Below are 23,674 nucleotides of genomic sequence, written 5' to 3'. Positions count from 1 at the left end.
GGGCCGCGTGTCGGCACCGCGCCGGTCACCGTTCATAGCCCCGCCGGGCGTCGTCGAGGATCCGGGGCCGGTCGAGTGTGGAGGGCTCGAGCCGCATCGGCGCCACGTCGCGCCCGAACCGGCCGGCGGCCTCGAGGGTTCCGGGGTCGAGGAATCTCAGTCCGCCGACGTCGGGGCGGAGTCGGAGATCCGGGGCGTCACCGTCTGCCGAGGCCAGGACGAAGCCCCAGTCCCCGAACGTCGGGACGTGCACGTGATACGGCGTCGTCCCCCAACCGGCCGAGTCCACCGTCGCCACCGTGCGCCAGAACTGCCTCGGCGTGGAGAACGGACTCCCCGACTGGACGGCCATCAGACCGCCCTCACCCGTCACCCCGCGCACGAGGCCGTAGAACTCCTCGGAGTACAGGCGGGTCAGCGCGGCGTTGCGGGGGTCGGGCAGGTCCACGAGCACCGCCCCGAAACCGCCCGGCGGCACCGCGCCGTCGCCGCCCCGGCGCAGCCACGAGAAGGCGTCGTCCACCACGACCTCCACTCGCGGGTCGTCCAGGGAGCCCCGGTTGTCCTCGAGCAGCTCGGTGCGGGCGATCTCCAGGACGGCCGGATCGAGTTCCACCTGGACCACGCGCCGAACCCCGGGCACGGCCAGGAGATCCCTGGCCGCCAGCCCGTCACCGCCTCCGAGTACCAGCACCTCGCCGGGCCGGTTGGCCATGGCGGGCTGGACCAGCGCCTCGGTGTACCGGTACTCGTCGAGGCTCGAGTACTGGAGGGTGCCGTCGAGATACAGCCGTCGATCGGTTCTGCCGTTGTACCGCGCCCGCGTGACGACGATCTCCTGGTACGCGGACTGGGTGTGGGAGAGCACCGGGTCCGGGTAGAGCTTGGCCCGCGACCACTCGGTGACGCCGTCGAGAGCGACGAGCAGCGTGCCCAGCAGGGCCGCGACCACTACCAGTGACAGACCCGCGACGACGGTCTGCGTCCGGGTCAGCAGACCCCGCAGCGCGAGTGTGAGCAACACGGCCGCCGCGGCGACGTTGACCAGCCCCGTGACGGCGGCGGCCTGCTGCATCCCGAACGACGGCAGGAGCAGGAACGGCCACAGCAGTCCCCCGACGAGCGCACCCAGGTAGTCGGCGGCGTTGAGGTCGGCCAGCACCCGCCCGGCCTCGGCCGACCCGGTCCGCCGGCCGGTCTGCAACAGCGACATGAGCAGCGGAACCTCCGCGCCCACCAGCATGCCGATCGCGGCGGTGGCCACCACGAGCGTGAACAACGACGCCGCGTCCGACCCCAGGGTCGTGAAGGTCACGTAGAGGGCCGTCGCCGACACCCCGCCGACGAGCCCGAGTGTGGCCTCGACGGCGATGAAGCTCGACGCCGCGCGCTCGACGAACGGCTTGGCCAGCAACGCGCCGAGTCCGAGGGCCGCGACGTACCCGGCCACCACGAGACTCGTGGCGACGATCCCGCCGCCCTGGACCGTGGTCGCGAGCGTGAGGAGGGCGAGTTCGTAGATGAGCCCGCAGGCGGCGCACGCCGCGACGGAGGCCAGGACGACCGGGCGCCACCAGCGGCCGGCGCGCGGCGTCGATTGTCCGGCGGGGTCCGCCTCGGTCGGCACGGGGGCCGCCGTGCCGACCTCGTCAGGCAATGGCGGCCGCGTTCACGGCGGCGACGGCGAGAAGGGTGGCGGCGACGGCGAACGTGGCCGTGCTGAACCGCGGCGCGCTGACGAGGTCCCGGAACCTGCCGGGGACCAGTATCTCCAGGATCACGAGGGTGACGGCCTGGAAGAGCACCCCGAGCAGCCCGTAGACGGCGACGTCGATCAGCCCCAGCACGAGGGAGTCCGAGGCGTTGGTCATCACGGTGACGACGATGATCGCGAGGGAGATCGCCGAGGCGGCGAACAGCGCCGCCGCGTTGGGGCGGTGGTCGACGAAGACGTGGTGGCGCAGGCTGCCGGGCGTCAGCAGGTCGAGCATGACGAAACCGAGCGCCAGGACCAGCGCGCCGACGCCGAAGTAGGCCAGCGACACCCCGATCCCGTCCAGGAGTTCGGGTACGTGGTCGGCGGGTCCGGCGGCGATGGTCACCGTGTCTCCTCGTGGTTCGGTTAGTGGATGGGCGTCTCGTGGGTCACTTCGCGCCGACCCCACCGGAGCTCCCCCCGGCGGAGCGGGCCGGGCTGCCGGGCCCGAAGGCCCCGCCGAGGAAGATGAAGCCTCCGGAACGGAGCGTGCGGGAGTTCTCGTCGAGTTGGACGCGGCAGGCCAGATCGCCGGACCGACCGATGACGATCATGTCGTCCCCGTACCTCAGATACCGGGTGTCCTCGTTCAACTGGTCGGCGTCCGGCCGTTCGTGGCCGCTGATGTCCCTGGCCGTGGCGTCCCGGTCACCCCGGCACTCGTAGGTCTGGGAGGCGCCGGCGATCGGGGTGTAGTTCTCGCGCACGTAGCGCACGGCGTTCTGGCCGGCCCCCACCAGCACGAGGCCCAGCAGAACCGCACACACTCCGGCGACGAGCGCGATGATCCATCCGCGATAACGCTTCACGAGGCCGCCTCCGCCGCCACGCCGAGCCCGGCGACGTGCAACCGGGACGTGGTGGCGACGACGTCACCACCGCCGTCTCCCGCGGAGTCGTCACCCGCCGGGTAGAGGTGCCAGGTGTCCCACGACCAGCCCGTGTCGTCCGGCGTGGGGGCCACCACCGTGAGCGCCCCTTCGGACCCCGGGAACCGTCCCGCGAGCACGGTCGTATCGTCCGCCGCGAGCGCGGTCAGACGATCCACCAGCGCCCCGAAGGCGACTGCGGAGAGCGACTCGGTAGCCCCGCGCAGGTGGTGGACGCCCCACGGGCCGGGGCAGGACACCTCGGCCGGCAACGGTGCACCCCCGGCGGTCGTCGCGCGGCAGGACACCTCCTCGGTCATCGCGTCGCGCCCGTCGATCACGAGCGTCACCGCGTGCGACGCGCCGAGGATGGACAGGCGTAGAGCGATGTCGTGCACCGGGTGCTCGAGAACGGTCGAGACGAGGGCGTCCCGCTCGGGCGTCACGCCGACCCGGTAGCCGAGCGCAGCGGCCGCCACGTCGCTCGGTTCCGCGACGAGGTCACGCACGGTCACCGCCTGTAGTCCGGGTCGCCGGCCGCGGGGGGCGCCGGGTAGACGGTCAGCTCGCCCCGGGACATCGGGCGGCCGGACGAGACCTCCCAGCCCGCCCCGTCCCAGTCCTCGAACGACAGCAGCGAACTGCCGTCCCCGGTACGCATGTCCTGGTACCGCATCCGGCCGCGCTCGGGCAGACCGGTGGTCCCCTCACACGAGTACTCCGCCTCGCCCGACTCCTCGAGCCGATGGACACGATCGTCGACGATCACCTCGGCTCCGGGGCCGACGCCGAGGCCTTTTCGGGTGGTCCACCAGGTCAGCTCGAGGGTCCCCTCGTCCTCCTCGACACCGAGCCACTGCGCACCGTCCCCGCCCTCGAGGAGGTGCTCCCACCAGACGTACGGGCCCTGACGCAGGGTGATCGATCCGCGGACCACGTAGTCGATACCGCCGTAGGCGACGATCGCGCCGGGGCCGAGCTCACGCGGCCCGAAGCCGTGGACCGGCTGGTCGGCGGCGAGCGGGTCGCGGCGGGGCGCGGCCGCGGCGGGCTTCTTCCCGCCCCGGGCCTTGACGATGATCCCGATGATCGCGATCACCGCGACCACCAGCCCCACTATGACGAGTAGCTCTCCCACCGCGCACCCACTCCTGGATCGATGACTGACGGTCGACCCGGGCCGCCGCTTCGTGACCAGGAAAGGCTAACCCACCCGGGCCGACGGGAGGGGTCCGGTGCCGCGAGACGGGTGCGGTGCCCCGAAATTGACTCAGGGCCGGCTCCCCTCTCGGGAAACCGGCCCTGATCCTCGTGTCGGGCTGACAGGATTTGAACCTGCGACCCCTTGACCCCCAGTCAAGTGCGCTACCAAGCTGCGCCACAGCCCGTCACCGTCTCCGCGGCTCGCGCGGCGACTGGATCAGACTAGCGCACCCACTCGGCGGAGCTGAAATCGGCAGGTCACTTGCGCTGTCGGCGCTCCTTGACGCGGACGTTGACCCGCACCGGGGAGCCGTCGAAGCCGAAGGTCTCGCGTAGGCGACGCTCGAGGAAGCGGCGGTAGCCGGCCTCGAGGAAGCCCGTGGAGAAGAACACGAACGTCGGCGGCCGGGTGGTGGCCTGGGTGCAGAACCGGATGCGGGGCAGGCGTCCGCCGCGCATGGGCGGCGGGGTCGCGGCCACGACCTCGCTCATCCAGGTGTTGAGCGGTCCGGTCGGGATCCGCTTGTCCCACGAGTCGAGCGCGGTTTCCATCGCCGGCACCAGCTTCGCCAGCGCGCGGCCCGTCCTGGCGGAGATGTTGACCCGGTGCGCCCAGGAGAGCACGCGGGACAGCTCGCGGTCGATCTCCTTGTCCAGGTCGTAGCGGCGGTCCTCGTCGACGAGGTCCCACTTGTTGAACGCGATCACCAGCGCGCGCCCGGCGTCGGCGACCATGGAGATCACCCGCAGGTCCTGCTCCGTGATGGGCTCGGAGGCGTCGAGGAGCAGCACCACGACCTCGGCCGCCTCGATCGCCCCGCGGGTGCGGAGCGAGGCGTAGTACTCGTGTCCGTAGGCCTGGTTGACCTTGCGCCGCAGCCCGGCCGTGTCGACGAACCGCCACGTGCGGCCCCCGAGCTCGACCAGCGAGTCGACGGGGTCGACGGTGGTGCCGGCGACGTTGTCGACCACGGCGCGGTCCTCGCCCGTGAGCTTGTTGAGCAGGCTCGACTTGCCCACGTTGGGCTTGCCCACCAGGGCCACGCGGCGCGGCACGTCTGCCGCCTCGCGCATCCTCGCCTTGGAGGGCAGCTGCCTCAGGATCTCGTCGAGCAGATCGGCGGTGCCGCGCCCGTGTGCTGCGGAGATGGCGTAGGGCTGGTCGAGGCCGAGGCCCCAGAACTCGGCGGCGTCGAGCTCGGCCTTGTCGCTGTCGACCTTGTTGACGGCGAGGATCACCGGGGTGTCGGCGCGGCGCAGGCTGCGGGCCACCGTCTCGTCGGCCGCGGTGATCCCCACGGTGCCGTCACAGACCAGCACGATGAGGTCGGCGGTGCCCATGGCGATCTCGGCCTGCTGGGCGATCGAGCGGTGCATGCCCTTGGCGTCCTGCTCCCAGCCGCCGGTGTCCTGGACCATGAAGGTCCGGCCGTTCCACAGCGCCTCGTAGGAGACGCGGTCTCGCGTCACGCCCGGGACGTCCTCGACCACGGCCTCGCGGCGGCCGATGATCCGGTTGACCAGGGTGGACTTGCCGACGTTGGGGCGGCCGACGATCGCGACGGTCGGGAGGATCTCCACCCCCTCGGTCACCGCCCCGATCTCGTCGGCGAACTCGGCGGCGACCGCGTCCCAGTCGGTGTCGTCGTTCCAGCCGTCCTCGACGGTCTCCTCACCGGGACCGGTCGGCAGGTCGAAGTCGGTGGTGTCCTCATTGCTCGTCACTGTGCGTTCCCTTCTGCGGTGGCGCCGTGCGACGCGTGGGTCCCCTCGGCGAGCGCGACCAGTCGGTCGAGCACCTCGTCGAGGGTGAGGTCGGAGGTGTCGATGACCACCGCGTCGGCGGCCGGCCGCAACGGGCTCGCGGCGCGCGTGGAGTCCTTGCGGTCGCGCTCGATGACGGCGGCGAGCACCTCGTCGTAGTCGGCCGCACGTCCGGCGGCCAGGTCCTGGTCCGTACGGCGGCGCGCGCGGACCTCCGGGCTGGCGGTGAGGTAGATCTTCACCTCGGCGTCCGGCAGGACGACGGTGCCGATGTCGCGGCCCTCGAGGACGACCGTGCCGCCGTCGGACGCCAGGCGCCGCTGGAGCCGGACGAGGTTCTCGCGCACCTCCGGCACGGCGGAGACCGCCGAGACGTCGGCGGTGACGCGGGCGGTGCGGATCTCCTCGCTCACGTCCTCGCCGCCGAGCAGGACGCACTCGGCGCCTGCGTCGGTGCCGATCTCCAGGGGGAGATCCGCGGTCGCGGCGATGACGGCGGCGGAGTCCTCGGGGTCGATCCCGGCGCGCAGGACCTGCAGGGTGGCGACCCGGTACATGGCGCCGGTGTCGAGGTAGGCGCCGCCGAGCCGGCGGGCCAGCGTCCGGGCGAGCGTGGATTTACCGGTACCGGCCGGCCCGTCGATGGCGATCCGGCGACGCGGTGCGGGCACGGGCTCCGTCGCGGCGGCGGAGGTGGGGACGGCGCTCACAGGCCCACCGCCTCGTACAGGTCGGAGACCTCTTTGCGGTTGAGCTTGCGGAAGGTCCCCGCGCGCTGGTCGCCGAGCGCGACCGAGCCGAAGCGGGTCCGGACGAGTGACTCGACGGGGTGGCCGACCTCGGCGAGCAGCCGACGGACGATGTGCTTGCGCCCCTCGTGGAGCACGACCTTGACCAGCGACCGGCCCTCGTGGACGTCGAGGAGCGAGAACTGGTCGACCTTCGCCGGCCCGTCCTCGAGTTCGACGCCCTCTCGCAGCTGCTTGCCGATCCCCTTGCCGACCACGCCGGCGACGGTCGCCATGTACGTCTTGGACACCTCGTACGACGGGTGCATGAGGCGGTGCGCCAGTTCGCCGTCGTTGGTCACCAGGAGCAGGCCCTCGGTGTCGGCGTCGAGACGGCCGACGTGGAACAGGCGTTGCCCGGCGTCGACACGGTCGGCCACGAGGTCGCCCACGCAGGGCCGGCCCATCTCGTCGGACATGGTCGTGTGGTAGCCGCGGGGCTTGTTGAGCGCGAGGTGCACCAAGGCGTCGTCGAGCACGATGCGGGTGCCGTCGACGCGGATCACGGCGGTGGCGGGGTCGACCTTGACGCCCATCTCGCGCACGATCCTGCCGTCGACCTCGACCCGCCCACGGGCGATGAGTTCTTCGGAGGCCCGGCGGGAGGCGACCCCGGCCTGGGCCAGGATCTTCTGCAGGCGGACCGGTGCGCCGTCTCGGCCAGCGGATTCAGTCATGGGTGAGTCACATCTCTTCGTCGTCGTCTCGGGGGGTGGGTTCGGGCGCCGCCGCGCGGCGCCGCCCCAGGGGGATCCGCGGATCCTCCGCGGGGTCGTCGCTCATCTCGTCGACCAGGTCGACATCCGGTAGCAGCGGGGCAATGTCCGGCAGCTCGTCGAGCGACGCGAGCCCCAATCTTTCCAGAAATAGCTCCGTCGTCCTATACAGCATGCCCCCGGTGTCGGCGTCGGTGCCGCATTCGACCGCCAGTCCGCGCGCCACGAGGGTCCGCATGACGCCGTCGACGTTGACGCCGCGGACCGCCGCGATGCGGGAGCGGGTGACCGGCTGGCGGTAGGCGATCACCGCGAGGGTCTCCAAGGCGGCGCGCGTCAGACGCGAGCTCGAGCCGTCCGTGAGGAGCCGCTCGACGTACGGTGCCAGCTCGCGACGCGTGTAGAGCCGCCAGCCGTCGCCGGTGCGCCGCAGGTCGATCCCGCTGCCCGCCGCGGTGAGCTCCTCGCGCCACGCCCGCAACTCCGCCTCGACTTCCGCGACCGTGAACCCGGCGGCCGCCGCCAGCGCGTTCTCCGCCGTCGGCTGGTCCACCACGAGCAACAGGGCCTCGAGCCGCGCCCGCAGGGGCGGGACGTCCGTTCCGGGGCCACCGGGCTCGTCGTCGCCCCCCGGTCCCACAGCGCCCACCCGACCCACGTCGCCGGGAGCGCCCGCGTCACCACTCACGTCCACTCGTCCCTTCCCCTCGTCACCTCGTCGGCCTCACCGCCGGTCCAGCTCACCGACAACTCCCCCAGCGCCTCGTCCTGCGAGAGCGCGACCGCGCGCGCCCGGTACAACTCCAACAGGGCGAGGAACCTGGCGACGACGACGAGGGATTCGTCACATCCCGAGACCAGTTCGCGGAAGTCCACCCACCGACCCTCGCCGTGGAACCGCAGCAGCTCGAGGACGCGGGCGGCCTGCTCGGGGACCGAGACCACCGGGGCGTGAACGTGGCCCACCCCCACCTCCTCCACCGGCCGCGGCCGGAACGCCACCGCGGCGATCGTGGCGAACTGCTCCGGATCCACCCCGAGCTCGACCTCGGGCAGCAGTCCGAGGAACTCCTCGTCCGGCCCGGCGGTCCGCGGATACGAGTGCCGCGCGGTCCGGTCGAGCTCGGCGAACAGCTCCGCCACCCGTCTGAACGCCCGAAACTGCAACAATCGGGCGAACAGCAGGTCACGGGCCTGCAGGAGCGCCAGGTCCTCGGGGTCCTGCACCTCCCCCGACGGCACCAGCCGCGCGGTCTTGAGGTCCAACAGCGTCGCCGCCACCACGAGGAACTCGGTGACCTCCTCCAGCCCCGCCTCCTCGCCCAGCCGGCGCGTGTGGGCGATGAACTCGTCGGTCACGGCGTGGAGCGCGACCTCGGTGACGTCCAGCCGGCGCGAGTCGATGAGACCCAGCAGCAGGTCGAACGGGCCCGCGAAATTCGTGAGGTGGACGGTGAACGCCCGCGGGTCCGCGTCCTGCGTCACCGGCTCGCTCACCTGCCGCGTTGGATGACCTCGCGCGCCAGGGCACGGTAGGCCTGGGCACCCGCGGACCTCGGCGCCCACGTGGTGATCGGTTCACCGGCGACGGTGGTCTCCGGGAAGCGGACCGTGCGGGTCACGAGCGTGTCGAAGACCTTGTCGCCGAACACCTCGACCACCCGGCCGAGGACGTCGCGGGCGTGGACCGTGCGCCGGTCGAACATCGTGATGAGGATGCCGGTCAGGTGCAGCCGGGGGTTGATCCGGTCGCGGACCTTGTCGATCGTGTCCGTGAGCAGCGCGAGCCCGCGCAGGGAGAAGTACTCGCACTCCATGGGGATGAGCACCCCGTCCGAGCAGGCGAGGGCGTTCACGGTGAGCAGGCCCAGCGACGGCTGGCAGTCGATCAGCACGTAGTCGTAGCGGTCGAGCACCGGGTACAGCGCCCGGCCCAGGGCCTGCTCGCGCCCCACCTCGTTGACCAGCTGGATCTCCGCGGCCGACAGGTCGATGTTCGCGGGGATGAGGTCCACGCCCTCGACGCGAGTGCGGACCAGGACCTCCTCCGTGGACACGGAGTTGTCCACGAGCAGGTTGTAGACGGTCAGGTCGAGTTGGTGGTGCGGGATGCCCAGGCCGGCCGACAGCGCGCCCTGCGGGTCGAGGTCCACCACGAGCACGCGACGCCCGTACTCGGCCAGCGCGGCGGCGAGATTGATGGTGCTGGTGGTCTTCCCGACGCCGCCCTTCTGGTTGCACATCGACACGACCACGGCGGGCCCGTGCGAGGTCAGGGGCTCGGGCTCGGGGATCGCGGAGAAGCCCTCACCGGCGGCCGGATCGTCCGCCCCCAGCAGCTCCGCGCGCGAGAACAACGCGGGATCCATCGCCCCAGTGTCCTGCGCCACCCGCGTCTCCTCTCGTCACCGTCTCACCCGGACCCGCCTGTCTCGCGGCCCGCGCCGTACCCACGGTCACGTTACCGTGCGCGGGGGTGGCACTCGGCCCAGACCTCGCGGAGCGTGTCGACCGTGACGAGGGTGTACACCTGCGTGGTGGTGACCGAGGCGTGTCCCAGCAGCTCCTGCACCACACGGATGTCCGCTCCGCCGTCGAGCAGGTGGGTGGCGAACGAGTGTCGGAACGAGTGCGGGGACACCTCCTGCGCCACGCCCGCGCGTGCCGCGGCCGCCGACACCACGTTCCACAGCGTCTGCCGCGAGATCCGGCCGCCGCGCGTGTTGAGGAACAGCGCGGGGCCGCCTCGCTTCGCCAGGGCCGGCCGGGCGCGCGTGAGGTAGGCGCCCACCGCCTCGCACGCCGGGCGCCCCACGGGGACGAGGCGTTCCTTGCCGCCCTTGCCGCGCAGGATCACCGTCCCGCCCTCGGGGTGGTCCAGGCCGTCGAGGTCGTCGACGTCCAGGCCGATCAGCTCGGCGGCCCGGGCCCCGGTCGCGTAGAGCAGTTCGAGCATCGCCCGATCGCGCAGCCTGCCCGGGTCGGTGTCGACGCCCGTGTCGCCCGCCGCCTCGATGACGGCGATCATCCGGTCGACGGGCAGCGCTTTGGGCAGCCGGCGCGGCGGGCGCGGCGGGGTGACGGCCGCGGCCACGTCGGCCTCGGTCACGCCGTCGCGGGTGGCGAACCGGTGCAGGCCGCGGACCGCCGCGAGGGTCCGCGCGACCGAGCTCGGGGCCAGCGCGGCGCGGCCCTCGTCCGGGTCGCCGGCGGCCAACCGGACGCGGAAGTCCTCGACGTGCGCCTCGGTGACCGCGGTGAGGTCGTCGACGCCCACCGCCGCGAGGTGGCGGCGGTACCTGTCCAGGTCGCGGCGGTAGGCGGCGAGGGTGTGCGCCGACGCGCCCTTCTCGACGGCGAGGTGGTCCAGGTACTCGCGGATCCGGGCGGTCGCCCCGCCCCCGGGGGTCATCGACGACGCCCGCCGCGTCAGGACCGGTCGATCACCGCGCGGGCCGCGAGGATGCCGGCCACCGCGAGGCCGTTGACGATCCGTCCGTCGAGGACGGAGTCGACGGCCTCCGCGAACGGGATGCGGGCGACCTCCATGTCCGCCTCCTCGTGCTCCGCCTCCGGGCGGCCGACCTCACGCAGCCCCGTGGCCAGGTACACGTGCACGCGCTCGGTACAGAATCCCGGCGAGGGGATCATCTCGATGACCGGCCGCCAGTGCTCGGCCTCGAGCCCGGTCTCCTCGACGAGCTCGCGGCGCGCGGTCCCCAGGGGGTCCTCACCCTCGACGTCGCACAGGCCGGCGGGCAGCTCCCAGAGTCGCTCCCCCACCGCGTGGCGATACTGCCGCACCAGCGTGATGCGCTGCTCGTCGTCCAGCGCCACCACCGCGACGGCGTCGTCGTGGCCGCAGACCTCCCGCTCGGCGGTGCCCCCGCCCGGCATGGTCAGGGTGTCCACACGGAGGCGCACCACCCGACCGTCGAAGATCTCCCGGCTGGAGACGGTCCGGTAGTCGTGGGACCCGGGGGCACCGCTGTCGGTCATCTGCGCTCAGCTCCCGTCCGCGGAGGCGCCGGAGACCGACTCGGCGTCGACCTCGTCGGCGCGCACCGTCGAGGTCTTGGCGTCCGGGGCGTCGACGACGCCGGGAGTCTGCTCCCCCGCCTGACCGGCGCGCCACGGCTCGACGGGCAGCCGCATCTCGTTCTCGTAGTCCAGGGCCGCCTTGATGAAGGCCACGAACAGCGGGTGCGGCCGGGTCGGACGCGACTTGTACTCCGGGTGCGCCTGGGTGGCCACGAAGAACGGGTGCTGCTCGCGCGGGTACTCGACGAACTCCACGAGGTGGCCGTCCGGGGAGGTGCCGGAGAACTGCAGACCGGACTCGGCGATCGTGTCGCGGTAGGCGTTGTTGACCTCGTAGCGGTGACGATGACGCTCGGTGATCTCGGTGGTCGCGTACGCCTCGGCCACGATCGACCCCTTGGTCAGCACGGCCGGGTACGACCCCAGGCGCATCGTCCCGCCGAGGTCGGCGTTTCCGGCGACCGCGTCGACCTGGTCGGCCATGGTCGAGATCACCGGGTGCACGCCGTCGGGCTCGAACTCGCTGGAGGAGGCGCCCTCGAGGCCGACCGAGCGGGCCGCCTCGATGACCGAGCACTGCAGCCCGAGGCACAGCCCGAGCAGCGGGATCTTGTTCTTGCGCGACCAGGAGATCGCACCGAGCTTGCCCTCGATGCCGCGGATGCCGAAGCCGCCCGGGATGAGCATGCCGTCGACACCGTGCAGCGCCTCGCGCGCGCCGGCCTCGGTCGTGCAGGCGTCAGACTCGACCCACCGGATGTTGACCCGGGCGTGGTGGGCGAAGCCGCCCGCCCGCAGGGCCTCGGTCACGGACAGGTAGGCGTCGGGCAGGTCGATGTACTTGCCGACGAGGGCGATCTCGACCTCCTCGCGCGGCTCGTGCACGCGCGTGAGCAGGTCTCCCCACACGGTCCAGTCGACGTCGCGGAACGGCAGGTTGAGGCGGCGGATGACGTGGGTGTCGAGGTGCTCGTTGAACAGCACCTTGGGGATGTCGTAGATGCTCGGCGCGTCCGGCGTGGACACGACGCCCTCGAGGTCGACGTCGCACATGAGCGCGATCTTGGCCTTGAGGCCGTCCGGCACGTTCCGGTCCGACCGCAGGATCAGCCCGTCGGGCACGATGCCGATCGAGCGCAGCGCGGCGACGGAGTGCTGGGTCGGCTTGGTCTTGAGCTCTCCCGAGGGCGCGAGGTACGGCACGAGGGAGACGTGGAGGAAGAAGATGTTCTCCCGGCCGACCTCGTGGCGGACCTGTCGGCAGGCCTCGAGGAAGGGCTGCGACTCGATGTCTCCGACGGTGCCGCCGACCTCGGTGATCACCACGTCGGGACGGCGACCCTGATCGTCGGGGTCGCCCATCGCGATGATGCGTTCCTTGATGGCGTCCGTGATGTGCGGGATCACCTGGACGGTGTCGCCGAGGTACTCGCCGCGCCGCTCCTTGGCGATGACCGCCGAGTAGACCTGGCCGGTGGTGACGTTGGCCTTGGCGTTGAGGTCGCGGTCGAGGAAGCGCTCGTAGTGGCCCAGGTCGAGGTCGGCCTCCGCGCCGTCCTCCGTGACGAACACCTCACCGTGCTGGAAGGGGTTCATCGTGCCCGGGTCGACGTTGATGTACGGGTCGAGCTTCTGCATGGTGACGCGGAGTCCGCGGGCGGTGAGCAGCTGCCCGAGGCTCGAGGCGGTCAGCCCCTTGCCCAGCGACGACGCCACGCCGCCGGTGACGAAGATGTGCTTGGTCGCGGACCGCGATGCGGCTCGATTCAGTGCCAAGGGGACTCCCGTGTCCATACGCCGGAATGGATGAATGCTGGTGCGGCTCCGGTGCACCCCACGGGGCTTCAGGCTATCACCGCTACGACGTCGGGGGGAGCGACGGCGCCGCGGCGGACGCATCCGGCGCGAGACCGTAGTGACCCTGCTCACGGGCGAGCTGCTCGGCCAGCGCCAACGCCGTGGCCAGGCGGCCGGCGTCCGTTCCCGCGTCGTCGACGGTCGAGACGTCCTCCTCGCCCGAGGACCGCAGGACACCCACCGCGTCGTGGCCGGCGCCGTCTCCGAGGCGGGCGGAGACCACGGTTCCCGCGCCCTCACGGTCGAGCGTGCGGGCCAGGGCGGCCACGCGGACCGCGGTCGACTCCTGCTCACGCGGGCCGGTGACGACGAGCGCCAGCTGACCGGGTCGGAGAGTGCCGGGTTCGAAGTCGATGACGTCCGCGTCCGCGAGGGTGGTGAGCACGGTCGCCCGGTCCGCGTCCCCCAGGTACGGCTCGGCGTCCTCGGCGCGCAGCAGCCCCGCGCGGCCGAGCGCGGTGCCGAGTTGGGTGCCCAGGTCGGCGTCGGCGGCCGGGGCGGTTCCGATCGGCAGGTTGGCCACGAGGGCCTGGAGCTCTGCGTCGGCGGCCGGGTCGACGGCCTTGGCGGTCAGGATCACGCGGCCGGCGTCGATGCCGCCCGCGGCGGCGATGGCGTCACCCGCCGCCGTGACGTCCTCCTCCGCCGCACCGGGTGCCACGACGATGAGGACCGGCCGGCCGTCGAGCCGACCGTCCAGGACGGTCGGCGTCAGGTCCCCGGCCAGGTCGTCCAGCCGCTCGACCGCCCTGCGCTCGGCGGCGAGGTCGGCCTGCGCCGCCTCGAGCCGCGCCGCCGTGGTCTCCTCACGGTCGACGACCGCGTCCCGGATCGACGTCGCGACGGACGTGGATCCGAGGACGACCCCCACCGCGAGGGCGAGGAAGACGGCCACCAGCGTCAGGACATGGCGGCGCATCGAGATCAATGGACGAGCCCCTGGACCCACAGCGCGAAGGAGTTCCAGGTCTCGATGGCCCAGAGCAGGAGGTCCTGAGCGGCGTCGCGGGCCACCACGACGGCGCCGACCGCGACCAGGGCGGCGAGCACGATCAGCGCGAGGCCGATCCCCGAGCCGCGGGAGCGGTAGAGGGTGGCGCAGGCGTGGGCGTGCACGAGCCGCGAGGAGACGGTCGTGTCGACCATCGTCGAGGACGGCGCGGAGGCCGGGCGGAAGGCGTTCTCCAGGCCCCGGTCGTCCCCGGTGACCACGATCATCTCCGCCCCGCCGTGGTAGGCCAGCAGCAGCGCCATGTCCCGCGCCGTCGCGGCGGCCGGGAACGTCGTGGCACCGACCCCGAGTTCGGTGATCTTCTCCAGCCCCTCGGCGCGGCCGTCGCGATCCGCCGGTACGACGAGGACGGCCCCGTCGGTGAGGACCTCGTCGGAGACCTCGGTGGGGGTGGCGACGACGACGTCGGCCGTCACCCGGGTCGAGCGCAGCAGCTCGGCGCCCCCGTCGACGCCCACGAGGAGCGGGCGGTACTCGCGGATGAACGGCTTGAGCTCGGCCAGCTGGGCACGCGAGGAGGCGTCCCCCGTGACCACCACGACGTGGCGGTCGGTGAAGTCGACGTCGATCTCTGGCAGTCCCTCACCGTCGAGCAGGAGTGGATGCTCGAGGCTGAGGAACTCGGTCGCGTTGGCCAGGTGCGCCAGCGCCGACTCGACGTAGTTCTTCTCGGCGCTGTCGACCTCGGCGAGCAGTGTCGCGGCGCCGACCTCGCGGCCACCGGCGAGTTCGTCCTCGGACTTGACGGAGTAGATGACTCCGTCGTCGATGCGGACCCGGGTCCCGTCGGCGACGTCGGCCAGGTCCGCGTCCTCGATGACGGGCACCGTCGACGCGGCCAGGGTGCGGAAGGCCGCCCGGGGCAGCATCTCCTCGCCCGGGGCGGGGACGTGCACCACGGCCGCCACCTCCGCTTCGACGAGTGCGCGGGCTGTCTCCACCGGTGCACGGTTGAGGTCGAGCACGGCGACGTCCTTGGCACCGAGTCTCTTCGGCACCGGAGTCCCCGGCTCGATCCTGCGCACGGTGCCCACGACACCGGCGAGGTCCTGGGAGCGACGATTGAGCAGACCCGACATCTTCATGGGCACGAGTATCACGCGTGTGATTCGAGTGACGAGGGAGGTCAACCCGGCGTGTCGCCTTAACGGTCGACCTGAGCTTGAGACTTTTCTTGCTGGGCCTTCTCCAGCAGCTCCCTCGCGTGGGCGAGCCCGGTGTCGGTGTCCTCGAGCCCCGCGAGCATCCGAGCCAGTTCGGTCACCCGGTCGGCGTCCGCGACCGCCGTGACCCCGGAGACGACGACTCCGGAGCTCCCGGAGTCGGCGTCCGCGGGATCGGCGTCCTTGTGCACGACCAGGTGGGTGTCCGCGTAGGCGGCGACCTGGGCGAGGTGGGTGACGGCGATGACCTGGTGCGTCCGCGCCAGGCGGGCCAGCCGCTTGCCGATACTCAGCGCGGCCCGGCCTCCCACGCCGGCGTCGACCTCGTCGAACACGAGGGTGCCCCCGCCCGAGCGTTCTGCCAGGACCACCTCGAGCGCGAGCATGACCCTCGACAGCTCGCCCCCGGACGCGCCCTTGCCGAGCGGCACCAGACCCGAGGGCCCGTCGATCGCCAGTTCGACGTCGTCGAGCCCGCTCTCGGTGGCTCCGTCGAGCCCGTCCCCCGACGGGGTGACGCGGACGGCGAGGCGGGCGCCGCCCATCGACAGCTCGGCGAGCTCGGCCGTCACCCGGGCGGCGAGGTCCTCCCCCGCCGCGCGCCGGACGGCGGTCAGCGCGGCGCCGCGGTCACACAGTTCCGCCGCGAGCCGCTCCACCGTGGCGCGCAGCTCGGCGACGGCGGTGTCGGAGGTGTCGACCTCCCCCAGTCGGGTCCGCGCTCTGGCGGCCCAGGCGATGACGTCGTCGACGTCCGTGCCGTACTTGCGGGTCAGTGCGCGCAGGTCGTGCCGTCTCTCCAGCGCCGAGTCGAGGTCGGCGGCGTCGACGGGCAGCTCGGCGAGGTACAGACCGAGTTCGGTGGCCGCGTCCCCGAGCGCGGCGACGGCCTGTCCGATGCTCGTGGCGATGGGCTCGAGCGCGGGGTCGCCGGCACCTGCCAGCCGCTGCCGCAGCAGGTCGAGCACCCCCACCATCGGCTCGGTGGTCTCGCCGTCGCCGGTGAGCGCCTCGTGGGCCTGCCCGGCCACCTCGCGCAGCTCCTCGGAATCGGTCAGGCGCCGGATGAGGGCGTCGAGCTCGGCCTCCTCGCCCGGCTGCGGGTCGAGGGAGTCGATCTCTTCGAGCCCCATGCGGAGCAGGTCCGCCTCGCGGGCGAGCTCGCGAGCCCTACCGGTGCGCTCGGCCAGCGAGCGTTCGGCGTCGCGCCACCGCCTGTAGGTCTCGCGGTACGCCTCGAGCGCGGCGCGGGCCTCGTCGCCGCCGTGGGCGTCGACGGCGTCGCGCTGCCGGTCCGGGCGCAACAACCGGAGTTGGTCGTTCTGGCCGTGCACGGCGAGGACCGGCGCGCAGAACCGGGCGAGGGTGCCGGCGGGGACGGAGCGACCGCCGAGCCGCGCGCGGGAGCGTCCGTCCGCGCCGACCCGCCGGGCGGCGATCACGCTGCCGTCCTCGTCGAGGTCGACATCGGTGTCCTCGAGGAGGTCGTCGAGATGCCGGCGATCGGCGGGATCCATCGTGGCGGTGGCGGACAGGTCGAAGCGCCCCTCGACCACCGCCTTCTCCGCGCCCCGGCGCACACGGCCGGGGTCGGCGCGTCCTCCGGCCAGCAGTCTCAGACCGGTGACGACCATCGTCTTGCCCGCGCCCGTCTCTCCGGTGAGGACGGACAGTCCTGGCGAAAAGTCGGCGACGGCCTCGTCGATGACGCCGAGGCCGCTGATCCGGAGTTCCGTGAGCACGCACCCACCCTAGGTGAGCGGCCGGACACCCGATCGTCCGCGCCACCCGGTGACCGGCAGTTCGAACTTGGTGACCAGGCGGTCGGTGAACGGCGAGTCGTCGAGCCGCACCCACTTGACCGGGCGGCGACCGCGGACCACCTCGACGCGGCTTCCGGGCGGTGCGTCGACCAGGCGCCGCCCGTCGAGCACGACGACGGCGGGACCCGAGCGGACCCCGGTCTCCACCGCGACCCGGGAGGTGGGCGCCACGACCATGGGCCGGGCGAAGAGCGCGTGGGCGTTGTTCGGCACCACGAGGATGGCGTCGAGTTCGGGCCACACGATGGGGCCCCCGGCGGAGAACGCGTAAGCGGTGGATCCCGTGGGGGTGGACACCAGCATGCCGTCGCAGCCGTAGTCACTGACGGGGCGGCCGTCGATCTCGACGGAGGCCTCGAGCACGCCCTGCCGTGCCACCTTCTCGATGCTGACCTCGTTGAGCGCCCAGTCCCGGGCGAGCCGGGTGTCGCCGTTGAGGACGGTCGCCTCGACCGTCATCCTCTCCACGACCCGGTAGTCGCGCGCGGCGATCTGCTCCACGGCGCCGCTCAGTGAGGAGACCTCGGATTCGGCGAGGAAGCCGATGTGTCCGAGGTTGACCCCCAGGACGGGCACGTCCGCCGAGTGGGCGTACTGGCAGGCGCGCAGGAACGTCCCGTCCCCGCCCAGAACCAGGACGAGTTCGCAGCCCTCGGCGGCGGCCGGGGTGTCGGGGACGCACTCGACTCCCCCGCCCGTGGCGACCCGGTCCCGGGTGTCCTCGAGCATCCGGACGGCGATGCCCCGCTCCGCGCAGGCGTCGACCACCTGGGCGACCGTCGCGACGATGTCCGGTCGTGCGATGTTGGGTTCGAGCAGGATGCGCCGGGGCTGCTCGGGTTCGGGGATGTCGTTCATCGTGGGCCCTCCTCGACTGCCGTGCGGATCGCGTGTCGCGCCTCGTCGGTGAGGTCCGTCGGCGCTCCCGATGCGGACCTGCGCAGGTGCAGGAAGTACTCGACGTTGCCGGAGGGCCCGGGCAGCGGACTGGCCACACATCCCAGAGGCTCGAGCCCCAGGCCCGCGGCCGCGTACGCGACACCGGTGACGGCGTCGATCCGCAGCTCGGGGTCGCGGACGACGCCGCCCTGACCGACGCGGTCACGCCCCACCTCGAACTGGGGCTTGACCATCGGGAGGAGGTGCCCGCCCGGTCGTGCGCACCTAGCGAGCGCGGGCAGCACGAGCGGCAGGGAGATGAACGACAGGTCGGACACCACGAGGTCGACCTCGCCGCCGATGTCCTCCGGCGTCAGGGACCGGACGTTGGTCTTGTCGTGGACGCCGACGCGCTCGTCGCTACGCAGTCGCCAGACCAGTTGTCCGTATCCCACGTCGACGGCTTCGACGCGGGCGGCGCCGCGGGTCAGCAGGACGTCGGTGAAGCCCCCGGTGGAGGCCCCGGCGTCAAGACAGCGCGCCCCGTCGACGGTGACGTCGGCGAAAGTGTCGAGGGCGCCGACCAACTTGTGGGCGCCGCGGGACGCCCATTCCGGCTCGTCGGAGGCGGTGAGCGCGATCGAAGCGGTGGGTTCGACCTGCGTGGCGGGCTTCGTGGCGGCCACCCCGTTGACGATGACGCGTCCGGAGTCGATGAGGTCCCGCGCCCGTTCGCGACTGTCGCACATCTTGCGGCGTACCAGCTCGGCGTCGAGCCGCATGCGTCTTGCCGCCATCAGCGTCGGTCGTCCAGCGCCGTGAGTGCCTGAGCGAGCAGCTCGTGGGCGGCGTCGAGCGCGGCGACCTGGTCGTCGCGGACCGCCCCGCCGTCGGCGTCGGTCCCCGGCGCGCCGACGGAGTCGCCGAGCAGGTCGTCGAACGCCGAGCGGAGCTCGTCGATGTCGGGCCCGGTGGGCCCGGGACGTGGATGGGGTCCGGGGGTGGTCACGGCCTACACGCTAGCCGACGACGAGTCCCGCATCCGCGAGCCGGGATCGCAGGCCGTCTCCGCCCGCGGACACCTGCGACACGTCGTGACGCCACGCCAGTGCGATCACGGCGCGGGCCAGATCCAACCCGTGCAGATGGTCCGCGACACCGGACAGGTGCAGGATCCCGTCCTCGACGGTGCCGCCGAGCTCGGGGGCATGCGGGATCCGGCACGCGCCGGCGGGCTCGGCGAGCGCCGACAGGTCGGGCGCGAGATGGGTGGGGCGCCGGTGCGGATCGGCCGACAGCAGGTGGGTCTGGTCGTGGACGCCGGTGAGGACCATCAGCGCGGGCATCCCAGCGGCGACGGCCCCCTCGATGTCCGTGTCGAGTCGGTCGCCTATCACCAGTGGGCGGGTGGAGCCCACGCGGTCCGCGGCGGCACGCAGCACCCCTGCGGCGGGCTTTCCGGCGACGACGGGCTCGCGGTCCGTGGCGGCGCGCAGGGCGGCGACGAGGGATCCGTTCCCGGGCAGCAGTCCGCGCTCCGTCGGCAGAGTCGTGTCGACGTTGGAGGCGATCCAGGGCACGCCGCGGCGGATCGCGAGGCAGCCCTCGGCGAGGTCGGCCCAGGTCAGCTCTCGCGACAGGCCCTGCAGCACGGCGTCGGGCCGGTCGTCCGCGGAGAGGACGACGTCATAGCCGCCCTCGCGGGCGAGTCGCCGGAAGCTGTCGTGACCCACGACCAGAACCCTGGAGCCCGGGGCGACGTGCTCGCCCAGCATGACCACCGCGGCCTGTGCGCTGGTCATGACCTCGTCGGGGCGGGTGGTGAACCCGAGCTCACGGAGGTGGGCGGCGGTGTCCTCAGGTGACCGGCTGGCGTTGTTGGTCACGTACACCACGGGCAGGCCGGCCCGCTCGAGTGCGTCGGCGGCGCCGGGGATCGGCTCTGTTCCGCGGATGAGTGTGCCGTCGAGGTCCACGAGGAGCGCATCGTGGGCCTCGGCCAGGGTGGTGACGCTCACCGCGATCAGTCCTCCAGTTCGGCCAGACGAGACGCGGCGCCGGTGACGTCCTCGGGGTCGGCGGAGAGCGCATGGCGGAACCACTCCGCCGCCTCGTCCCTGCGGTCGGAGGCGAGGAGGACCTCCGCGTAGGCGTAGTCGAGCCGGGCGGCGGACTCTCCGCGGGCGTCGGCATCGACGCCCGCATCCTGGAGGGTCACGAGGGCGGCGTCGAGCTGCCCCATGTCGACACGGGCTCCGGCCTCGACGATGCGCAGTTCGACCAGCTCGTCGGCATCGAGCATCCGCGACTCGTCGCCGCGGGCGAGTTCGATGGCGCGTTGCGGGCGCTCGAGCCCGCGCTCGCAGTCGGCCATCATCGCAAGCAGGCCGGGACCGCCGGAGATCCGTCGGGCGGCGCGGAGCTCGCTGAGCGCCTCGGACCACTCGCCGGCACGGTAGGCCAGGACGCCGAGCGTCTCGCGGACGACGCCGATGCGGCCGGCGCGGTTCTTGGCGGCGCGCCCGTGCGCCAGGGCGAGCTGCGGGTCGTCGTCGACGAGGTGCATCGCGGCGACGAGGTGCCTGGCGACGGTCTCGGCGTTGGACTTGTCGAGGCTCCGCAGATCTCGGCGCACGTCGGCGTCGAGGTCCGCGGCCTCGATGTCGTCGGGAACGGCGGGCTCATCGGCGCGGGCGGCCTGCCGCGCTTCCTGACCGGGGCGGCCTTCGCTCCTGGGGGCGCCGACCGGACGGTACCCGCGTGCGGATCCTCCGCGTGGGCCCCCGCCCCGCCGGTCTCCGCTCGAGCCGCCGCTCCGGCGATCATCGCCGGAAGCGCCGGTGCGTCGGTCGCCGCCGGCCCGGCCGCCGGCGGGAGCCCGACGGGGGCCGCCAGCGCGGGGGGCGCCGTCCCCTCGACGCGGGTCGCGGTCGGCAGGCGAGCGCTGACCGGCACCGCGCCGTTCGCCGGAGTGGGTGCGGTCGGGGCGGGGGGTGTCGGAACCGTCGTACCGCTTCCCGCGGCGTTCGCCGTAGGAGCTGTTGTCGCGACGCTGGTCTTGTGGGGCCCGGTCGCCCCGGCGGGGTACGTCGCGGTCGCCGCGTCGGGGCGAGCGGTCTGCGTTCTCGGACCGGGGTTCGTTCACGTCGTTCACCTTACGTGCGCCGGGTCGACCGGCATGGAGTGGGTAGAAGGGGTACAAATGCGAACAGCGGGAGGAACTGTGAAGTCCCTCCCGCTGATCATGAAGTTGTGTTCGGCGGTGTCCTACTCTCCCACACCCTCGCGAGTGCAGTACCATCGGCGCTGGCAGGCTTAGCTTCCGGGTTCGGAATGGGACCGGGCGTTTCCCTGCCGCTATGGCCGCCGTAACTCTGCGAAACAAGGCCCACATCGTTTCCGACTGTTGTCGGTGTGATGCGGGTGTGTTGTTTCAGATACTGCACAGTGGACGCGTTCATTCTTGAAAAGCTGTTTGTGTGTAAGTCCTCGGCCGATTAGTACCGGTCACCTGCACGCATTGCTGCGCTTCCAGTTCCGGCCTATCAACCCCATGGTCTGTGGGGGGCCTTAACCACGCGAAGGTGGTGAGAAACCTCATCTTGGAACAGGCTTCCCGCTTAGATGCTTTCAGCGGTTATCCCTTCCGAACGTAGCTAACCAGCGATGCTCCTGGTGGAACAACTGGCACACCAGAGGTTCGTCCGTCCCGGTCCTCTCGTACTAGGGACAGCCTTCCGCAAGTTTCTTACGCGCGCGGCGGATAGAGACCGAACTGTCTCACGACGTTCTAAACCCAGCTCGCGTGCCGCTTTAATGGGCGAACAGCCCAACCCTTGGGACCTACTCCAGCCCCAGGATGCGACGAGCCGACATCGAGGTGCCAAACCATCCCGTCGATATGGACTCTTGGGGAAGATCAGCCTGTTATCCCCGGGGTACCTTTTATCCGTTGAGCGACACCGCTTCCACATGCCGGTGCCGGATCACTAGTCCCGACTTTCGTCCCTGCTCGACGTGTCAGTCTCACAGTCAAGCTCCCTTGTGCACTTGCACTCAACACCTGATTGCCATCCAGGCTGAGGGAACCTTTGGGCGCCTCCGTTACTCTTTGGGAGGCAACCGCCCCAGTTAAACTACCCACCAGGCACTGTCCCTAACCCAGATCATGGGCCGAGGTTAGACGTCCAATACGATCAGAGTGGTATTTCAACAACGACTCCACACACACTGGCGTGCATGCTTCACAGTCTCCCACCTATCCTACACAAACCGAATCGAACGCCAATACCAAGCTATAGTAAAGGTCCCGGGGTCTTTTCGTCCTGCCGCGCGTAACGAGCATCTTTACTCGTAATGCAATTTCGCCGAGTCTGTGGTCGAGACAGCAGAGAAGTCGTTACGCCATTCGTGCAGGTCGGAACTTACCCGACAAGGAATTTCGCTACCTTAGGATGGTTATAGTTACCACCGCCGTTTACTGGGGCTTAAATTCTCAGCTTCGCCTTGCGGCTAACCGGTCCTCTTAACCTTCCAGCACCGGGCAGGCGTCAGTCCGTATACATCGACTTACGTCTTCGCACGGACCTGTGTTTTTAGTAAACAGTCGCTTCTCTCTGGTCTCTGCGACCACCCCCAGCTCCCACCGCAAAAGGTGTTCACCGAGCGTGGTCCCCCTTCTCCCGAAGTTACGGGGGCATTTTGCCGAGTTCCTTAACCACAGTTCTCTCGATCGCCTTGGTATTCTCTACCTGACCACCTGTGTTGGTTTGGGGTACGGGCCGTGTATGAACTCACTAGAGGCTTTTCTCGGCAGCATAGGATCACTGAATTCCCCACAACGGGTACGCATCAAGTCTCAGCCTTGTATGTGACACGGATTTGCCTATGTCACGGCCTACACTCTTACACCAGTACAACCACTGACTGGCCCAGCTACCTTCCTGCGTCACCCCATCGCTTGGCTACTACCAGATCAGGTCCCGCGCATCCCCACCACGCGGTCCGAAGACCGTCTAGGTGGCTTTGGGCGGTTAGTCTCACTGATTCACCATGGGCGCGCATACACGGGTACGGGAATATCAACCCGTTGTCCATCGACTACGCCTGTCGGCCTCGCCTTAGGTCCCGACTCACCCTGGGCAGATTAGCTTGACCCAGGAACCCTTGGTCATCCGGCGGACGAGTTTCTCACTCGTCATTCGCTACTCATGCCTGCATTCTCACTCGTGTGGCCTCCACACCTGGATCACTCCGGCGCTTCTATGGCCACACGACGCTCCCCTACCCACCCACACACCTGCCCGGAGGAGGTTCAACGTGTGAGTGCCGCGGCTTCGGCGGTGTACTTGAGCCCCGCTACATTGTCGGCGCAGGACCACTTGACCAGTGAGCTATTACGCACTCTTTCAAGGGTGGCTGCTTCTAAGCCAACCTCCTGGCTGTCTCAGCGATCCCACATCCTTTTCCACTTAGTACACGCTTAGGGGCCTTAGCCGGCGATCTGGGCTGTTTCCCTCTCGACTATGAAGCTTATCCCCCACAGTCTCACTGCCGCACTCTCACACCTCGGCATTCGGAGTTTGGCTGACGTCAGTAACCTTGTAGGGCCCATCGGCCATCCAGTAGCTCTACCTCCGAGGTGAAACATGCGACGCTGCACCTAAATGCATTTCGGGGAGAACCAGCTATCACGGAGTTTGATTGGCCTTTCACCCCTACCCACAACTCATCCCCTCAGTTTTCAACCTAAGTGGGTTCGCGCCTCCACGACGTCTTACCGTCGCTTCACACTGGCCATGGG

22 protein-coding genes, 1 tRNA gene and 2 rRNA genes (1 of these 25 cut by a window edge) are annotated in these 23,674 nt (G+C 70.9%); all 25 read right to left on the bottom strand.

From position 1 onward, the window contains the following. Positions 1 to 25: 25 nt before the first annotated feature. A complete protein-coding gene (locus A6035_RS07365) occupies positions 26 to 1,657 on the bottom strand; it encodes a polyamine aminopropyltransferase (protein ID WP_108847246.1) in 1,632 nt (543 codons plus the stop codon). Beyond that, on the bottom strand, positions 1,650 to 2,102 hold the full coding sequence (locus tag A6035_RS07360; protein ID WP_108847245.1) for a DUF350 domain-containing protein: 453 nt from the start codon (positions 2,100 to 2,102) through the stop codon (positions 1,650 to 1,652). The genes A6035_RS07365 and A6035_RS07360 overlap by 8 nt, the downstream gene beginning before the upstream one ends. A gap of 43 nt (positions 2,103 to 2,145) precedes the next feature. After that, positions 2,146 to 2,565 (bottom strand): DUF4247 domain-containing protein, encoded by a 420-nt coding sequence (locus A6035_RS07355; RefSeq protein WP_108847244.1) that lies wholly within the window; start codon positions 2,563 to 2,565, stop codon positions 2,146 to 2,148. Continuing rightward, on the bottom strand, positions 2,562 to 3,134 hold the full coding sequence (locus A6035_RS07350; RefSeq protein WP_159149468.1) for a DUF2617 family protein: 573 nt from the start codon (positions 3,132 to 3,134) through the stop codon (positions 2,562 to 2,564). Before A6035_RS07350 ends, A6035_RS07355 begins: the two co-directional genes overlap by 4 nt. Positions 3,135 to 3,136: 2 nt before the next feature. Beyond that, positions 3,137 to 3,763, bottom strand: coding sequence for a DUF4178 domain-containing protein (locus A6035_RS07345; protein WP_108847242.1), 627 nt, complete (start codon positions 3,761 to 3,763; stop codon positions 3,137 to 3,139). 176 nt (positions 3,764 to 3,939) lie between these two features. Beyond that, positions 3,940 to 4,013: transfer RNA gene (locus A6035_RS07340), tRNA-Pro, on the bottom strand. Positions 4,014 to 4,086: 73 nt separating this feature from the next. Then, positions 4,087 to 5,553: a ribosome biogenesis GTPase Der gene (der, locus tag A6035_RS07335; RefSeq protein ID WP_412523622.1), complete on the bottom strand. Its 1,467-nt coding sequence runs from the start codon at positions 5,551 to 5,553 to the stop codon at positions 4,087 to 4,089. Then, positions 5,550 to 6,302 carry a (d)CMP kinase gene (cmk, locus tag A6035_RS07330; protein WP_108847241.1) on the bottom strand — a complete coding sequence of 251 codons (753 nt, stop codon included), beginning with the start codon at positions 6,300 to 6,302 and terminating at the stop codon, positions 5,550 to 5,552. The genes der and cmk overlap by 4 nt, the downstream gene beginning before the upstream one ends. Next, positions 6,299 to 7,057 carry a pseudouridine synthase gene (locus tag A6035_RS07325; protein ID WP_108847240.1) on the bottom strand — a complete coding sequence of 253 codons (759 nt, stop codon included), beginning with the start codon at positions 7,055 to 7,057 and terminating at the stop codon, positions 6,299 to 6,301. Before A6035_RS07325 ends, cmk begins: the two co-directional genes overlap by 4 nt. A 7-nt stretch (positions 7,058 to 7,064) precedes the next feature. Further along, a complete protein-coding gene (gene scpB / locus A6035_RS07320; protein ID WP_108847239.1) occupies positions 7,065 to 7,790 on the bottom strand; it encodes an SMC-Scp complex subunit ScpB in 726 nt (241 codons plus the stop codon). Then, positions 7,781 to 8,581: a segregation and condensation protein A gene (locus A6035_RS07315; RefSeq protein WP_244192572.1), complete on the bottom strand. Its 801-nt coding sequence runs from the start codon at positions 8,579 to 8,581 to the stop codon at positions 7,781 to 7,783. Before A6035_RS07315 ends, scpB begins: the two co-directional genes overlap by 10 nt. Positions 8,582 to 8,589: 8 nt before the next feature. After that, positions 8,590 to 9,465 carry a ParA family protein gene (locus tag A6035_RS07310; RefSeq protein WP_007629053.1) on the bottom strand — a complete coding sequence of 292 codons (876 nt, stop codon included), beginning with the start codon at positions 9,463 to 9,465 and terminating at the stop codon, positions 8,590 to 8,592. A gap of 92 nt (positions 9,466 to 9,557) precedes the next feature. Then, positions 9,558 to 10,508: a tyrosine recombinase gene (locus tag A6035_RS07305; protein WP_108847237.1), complete on the bottom strand. Its 951-nt coding sequence runs from the start codon at positions 10,506 to 10,508 to the stop codon at positions 9,558 to 9,560. 17 nt (positions 10,509 to 10,525) lie between these two features. Further along, positions 10,526 to 11,095: an NUDIX domain-containing protein gene (locus A6035_RS07300; protein ID WP_108847236.1), complete on the bottom strand. Its 570-nt coding sequence runs from the start codon at positions 11,093 to 11,095 to the stop codon at positions 10,526 to 10,528. A gap of 6 nt (positions 11,096 to 11,101) precedes the next feature. After that, on the bottom strand, positions 11,102 to 12,931 hold the full coding sequence (locus A6035_RS07295; protein ID WP_108847235.1) for a CTP synthase: 1,830 nt from the start codon (positions 12,929 to 12,931) through the stop codon (positions 11,102 to 11,104). Positions 12,932 to 12,995: 64 nt separating this feature from the next. After that, a complete protein-coding gene (locus A6035_RS07290; protein ID WP_108847234.1) occupies positions 12,996 to 13,913 on the bottom strand; it encodes a copper transporter in 918 nt (305 codons plus the stop codon). A 5-nt stretch (positions 13,914 to 13,918) separates the two neighbouring features. Continuing rightward, a complete protein-coding gene (gene steA / locus A6035_RS07285) occupies positions 13,919 to 15,091 on the bottom strand; it encodes a putative cytokinetic ring protein SteA (protein WP_108847233.1) in 1,173 nt (390 codons plus the stop codon). A gap of 59 nt (positions 15,092 to 15,150) precedes the next feature. Beyond that, positions 15,151 to 16,911 (bottom strand): DNA repair protein RecN, encoded by a 1,761-nt coding sequence (gene recN, locus A6035_RS07280; protein WP_108847232.1) that lies wholly within the window; start codon positions 16,909 to 16,911, stop codon positions 15,151 to 15,153. Between the two features lie 9 nt (positions 16,912 to 16,920). Next, positions 16,921 to 17,850: an NAD kinase gene (locus tag A6035_RS07275; protein WP_108847231.1), complete on the bottom strand. Its 930-nt coding sequence runs from the start codon at positions 17,848 to 17,850 to the stop codon at positions 16,921 to 16,923. After that, positions 17,847 to 18,668, bottom strand: coding sequence for a TlyA family RNA methyltransferase (locus A6035_RS07270; RefSeq protein ID WP_108847230.1), 822 nt, complete (start codon positions 18,666 to 18,668; stop codon positions 17,847 to 17,849). Before A6035_RS07270 ends, A6035_RS07275 begins: the two co-directional genes overlap by 4 nt. Further along, positions 18,668 to 18,880 carry a hypothetical protein gene (locus A6035_RS07265; RefSeq protein WP_108847229.1) on the bottom strand — a complete coding sequence of 71 codons (213 nt, stop codon included), beginning with the start codon at positions 18,878 to 18,880 and terminating at the stop codon, positions 18,668 to 18,670. The genes A6035_RS07270 and A6035_RS07265 overlap by 1 nt, the downstream gene beginning before the upstream one ends. Positions 18,881 to 18,890: 10 nt before the next feature. Further along, on the bottom strand, positions 18,891 to 19,889 hold the full coding sequence (locus A6035_RS07260; protein WP_108847228.1) for an HAD-IIA family hydrolase: 999 nt from the start codon (positions 19,887 to 19,889) through the stop codon (positions 18,891 to 18,893). A 5-nt stretch (positions 19,890 to 19,894) separates the two neighbouring features. Further along, positions 19,895 to 21,016 (bottom strand): tetratricopeptide repeat protein, encoded by a 1,122-nt coding sequence (locus A6035_RS18495; RefSeq protein ID WP_208635569.1) that lies wholly within the window; start codon positions 21,014 to 21,016, stop codon positions 19,895 to 19,897. A 109-nt stretch (positions 21,017 to 21,125) separates the two neighbouring features. Further along, positions 21,126 to 21,242 (bottom strand): 5S ribosomal RNA (rrf, locus tag A6035_RS07250). 106 nt (positions 21,243 to 21,348) lie between these two features. Beyond that, positions 21,349 to 23,674: ribosomal RNA gene (locus tag A6035_RS07245) — 23S ribosomal RNA — on the bottom strand (it continues 773 nt past the right edge of the window).

Origin of the sequence: Dietzia lutea (assembly GCF_003096075.1) — a bacterium.
Lineage (GTDB): Bacteria > Actinomycetota > Actinomycetes > Mycobacteriales > Mycobacteriaceae > Dietzia > Dietzia lutea.
Note: the sequence above shows the minus strand (reverse complement) of the source record. Positions and strands in the feature narration are given on the sequence as shown.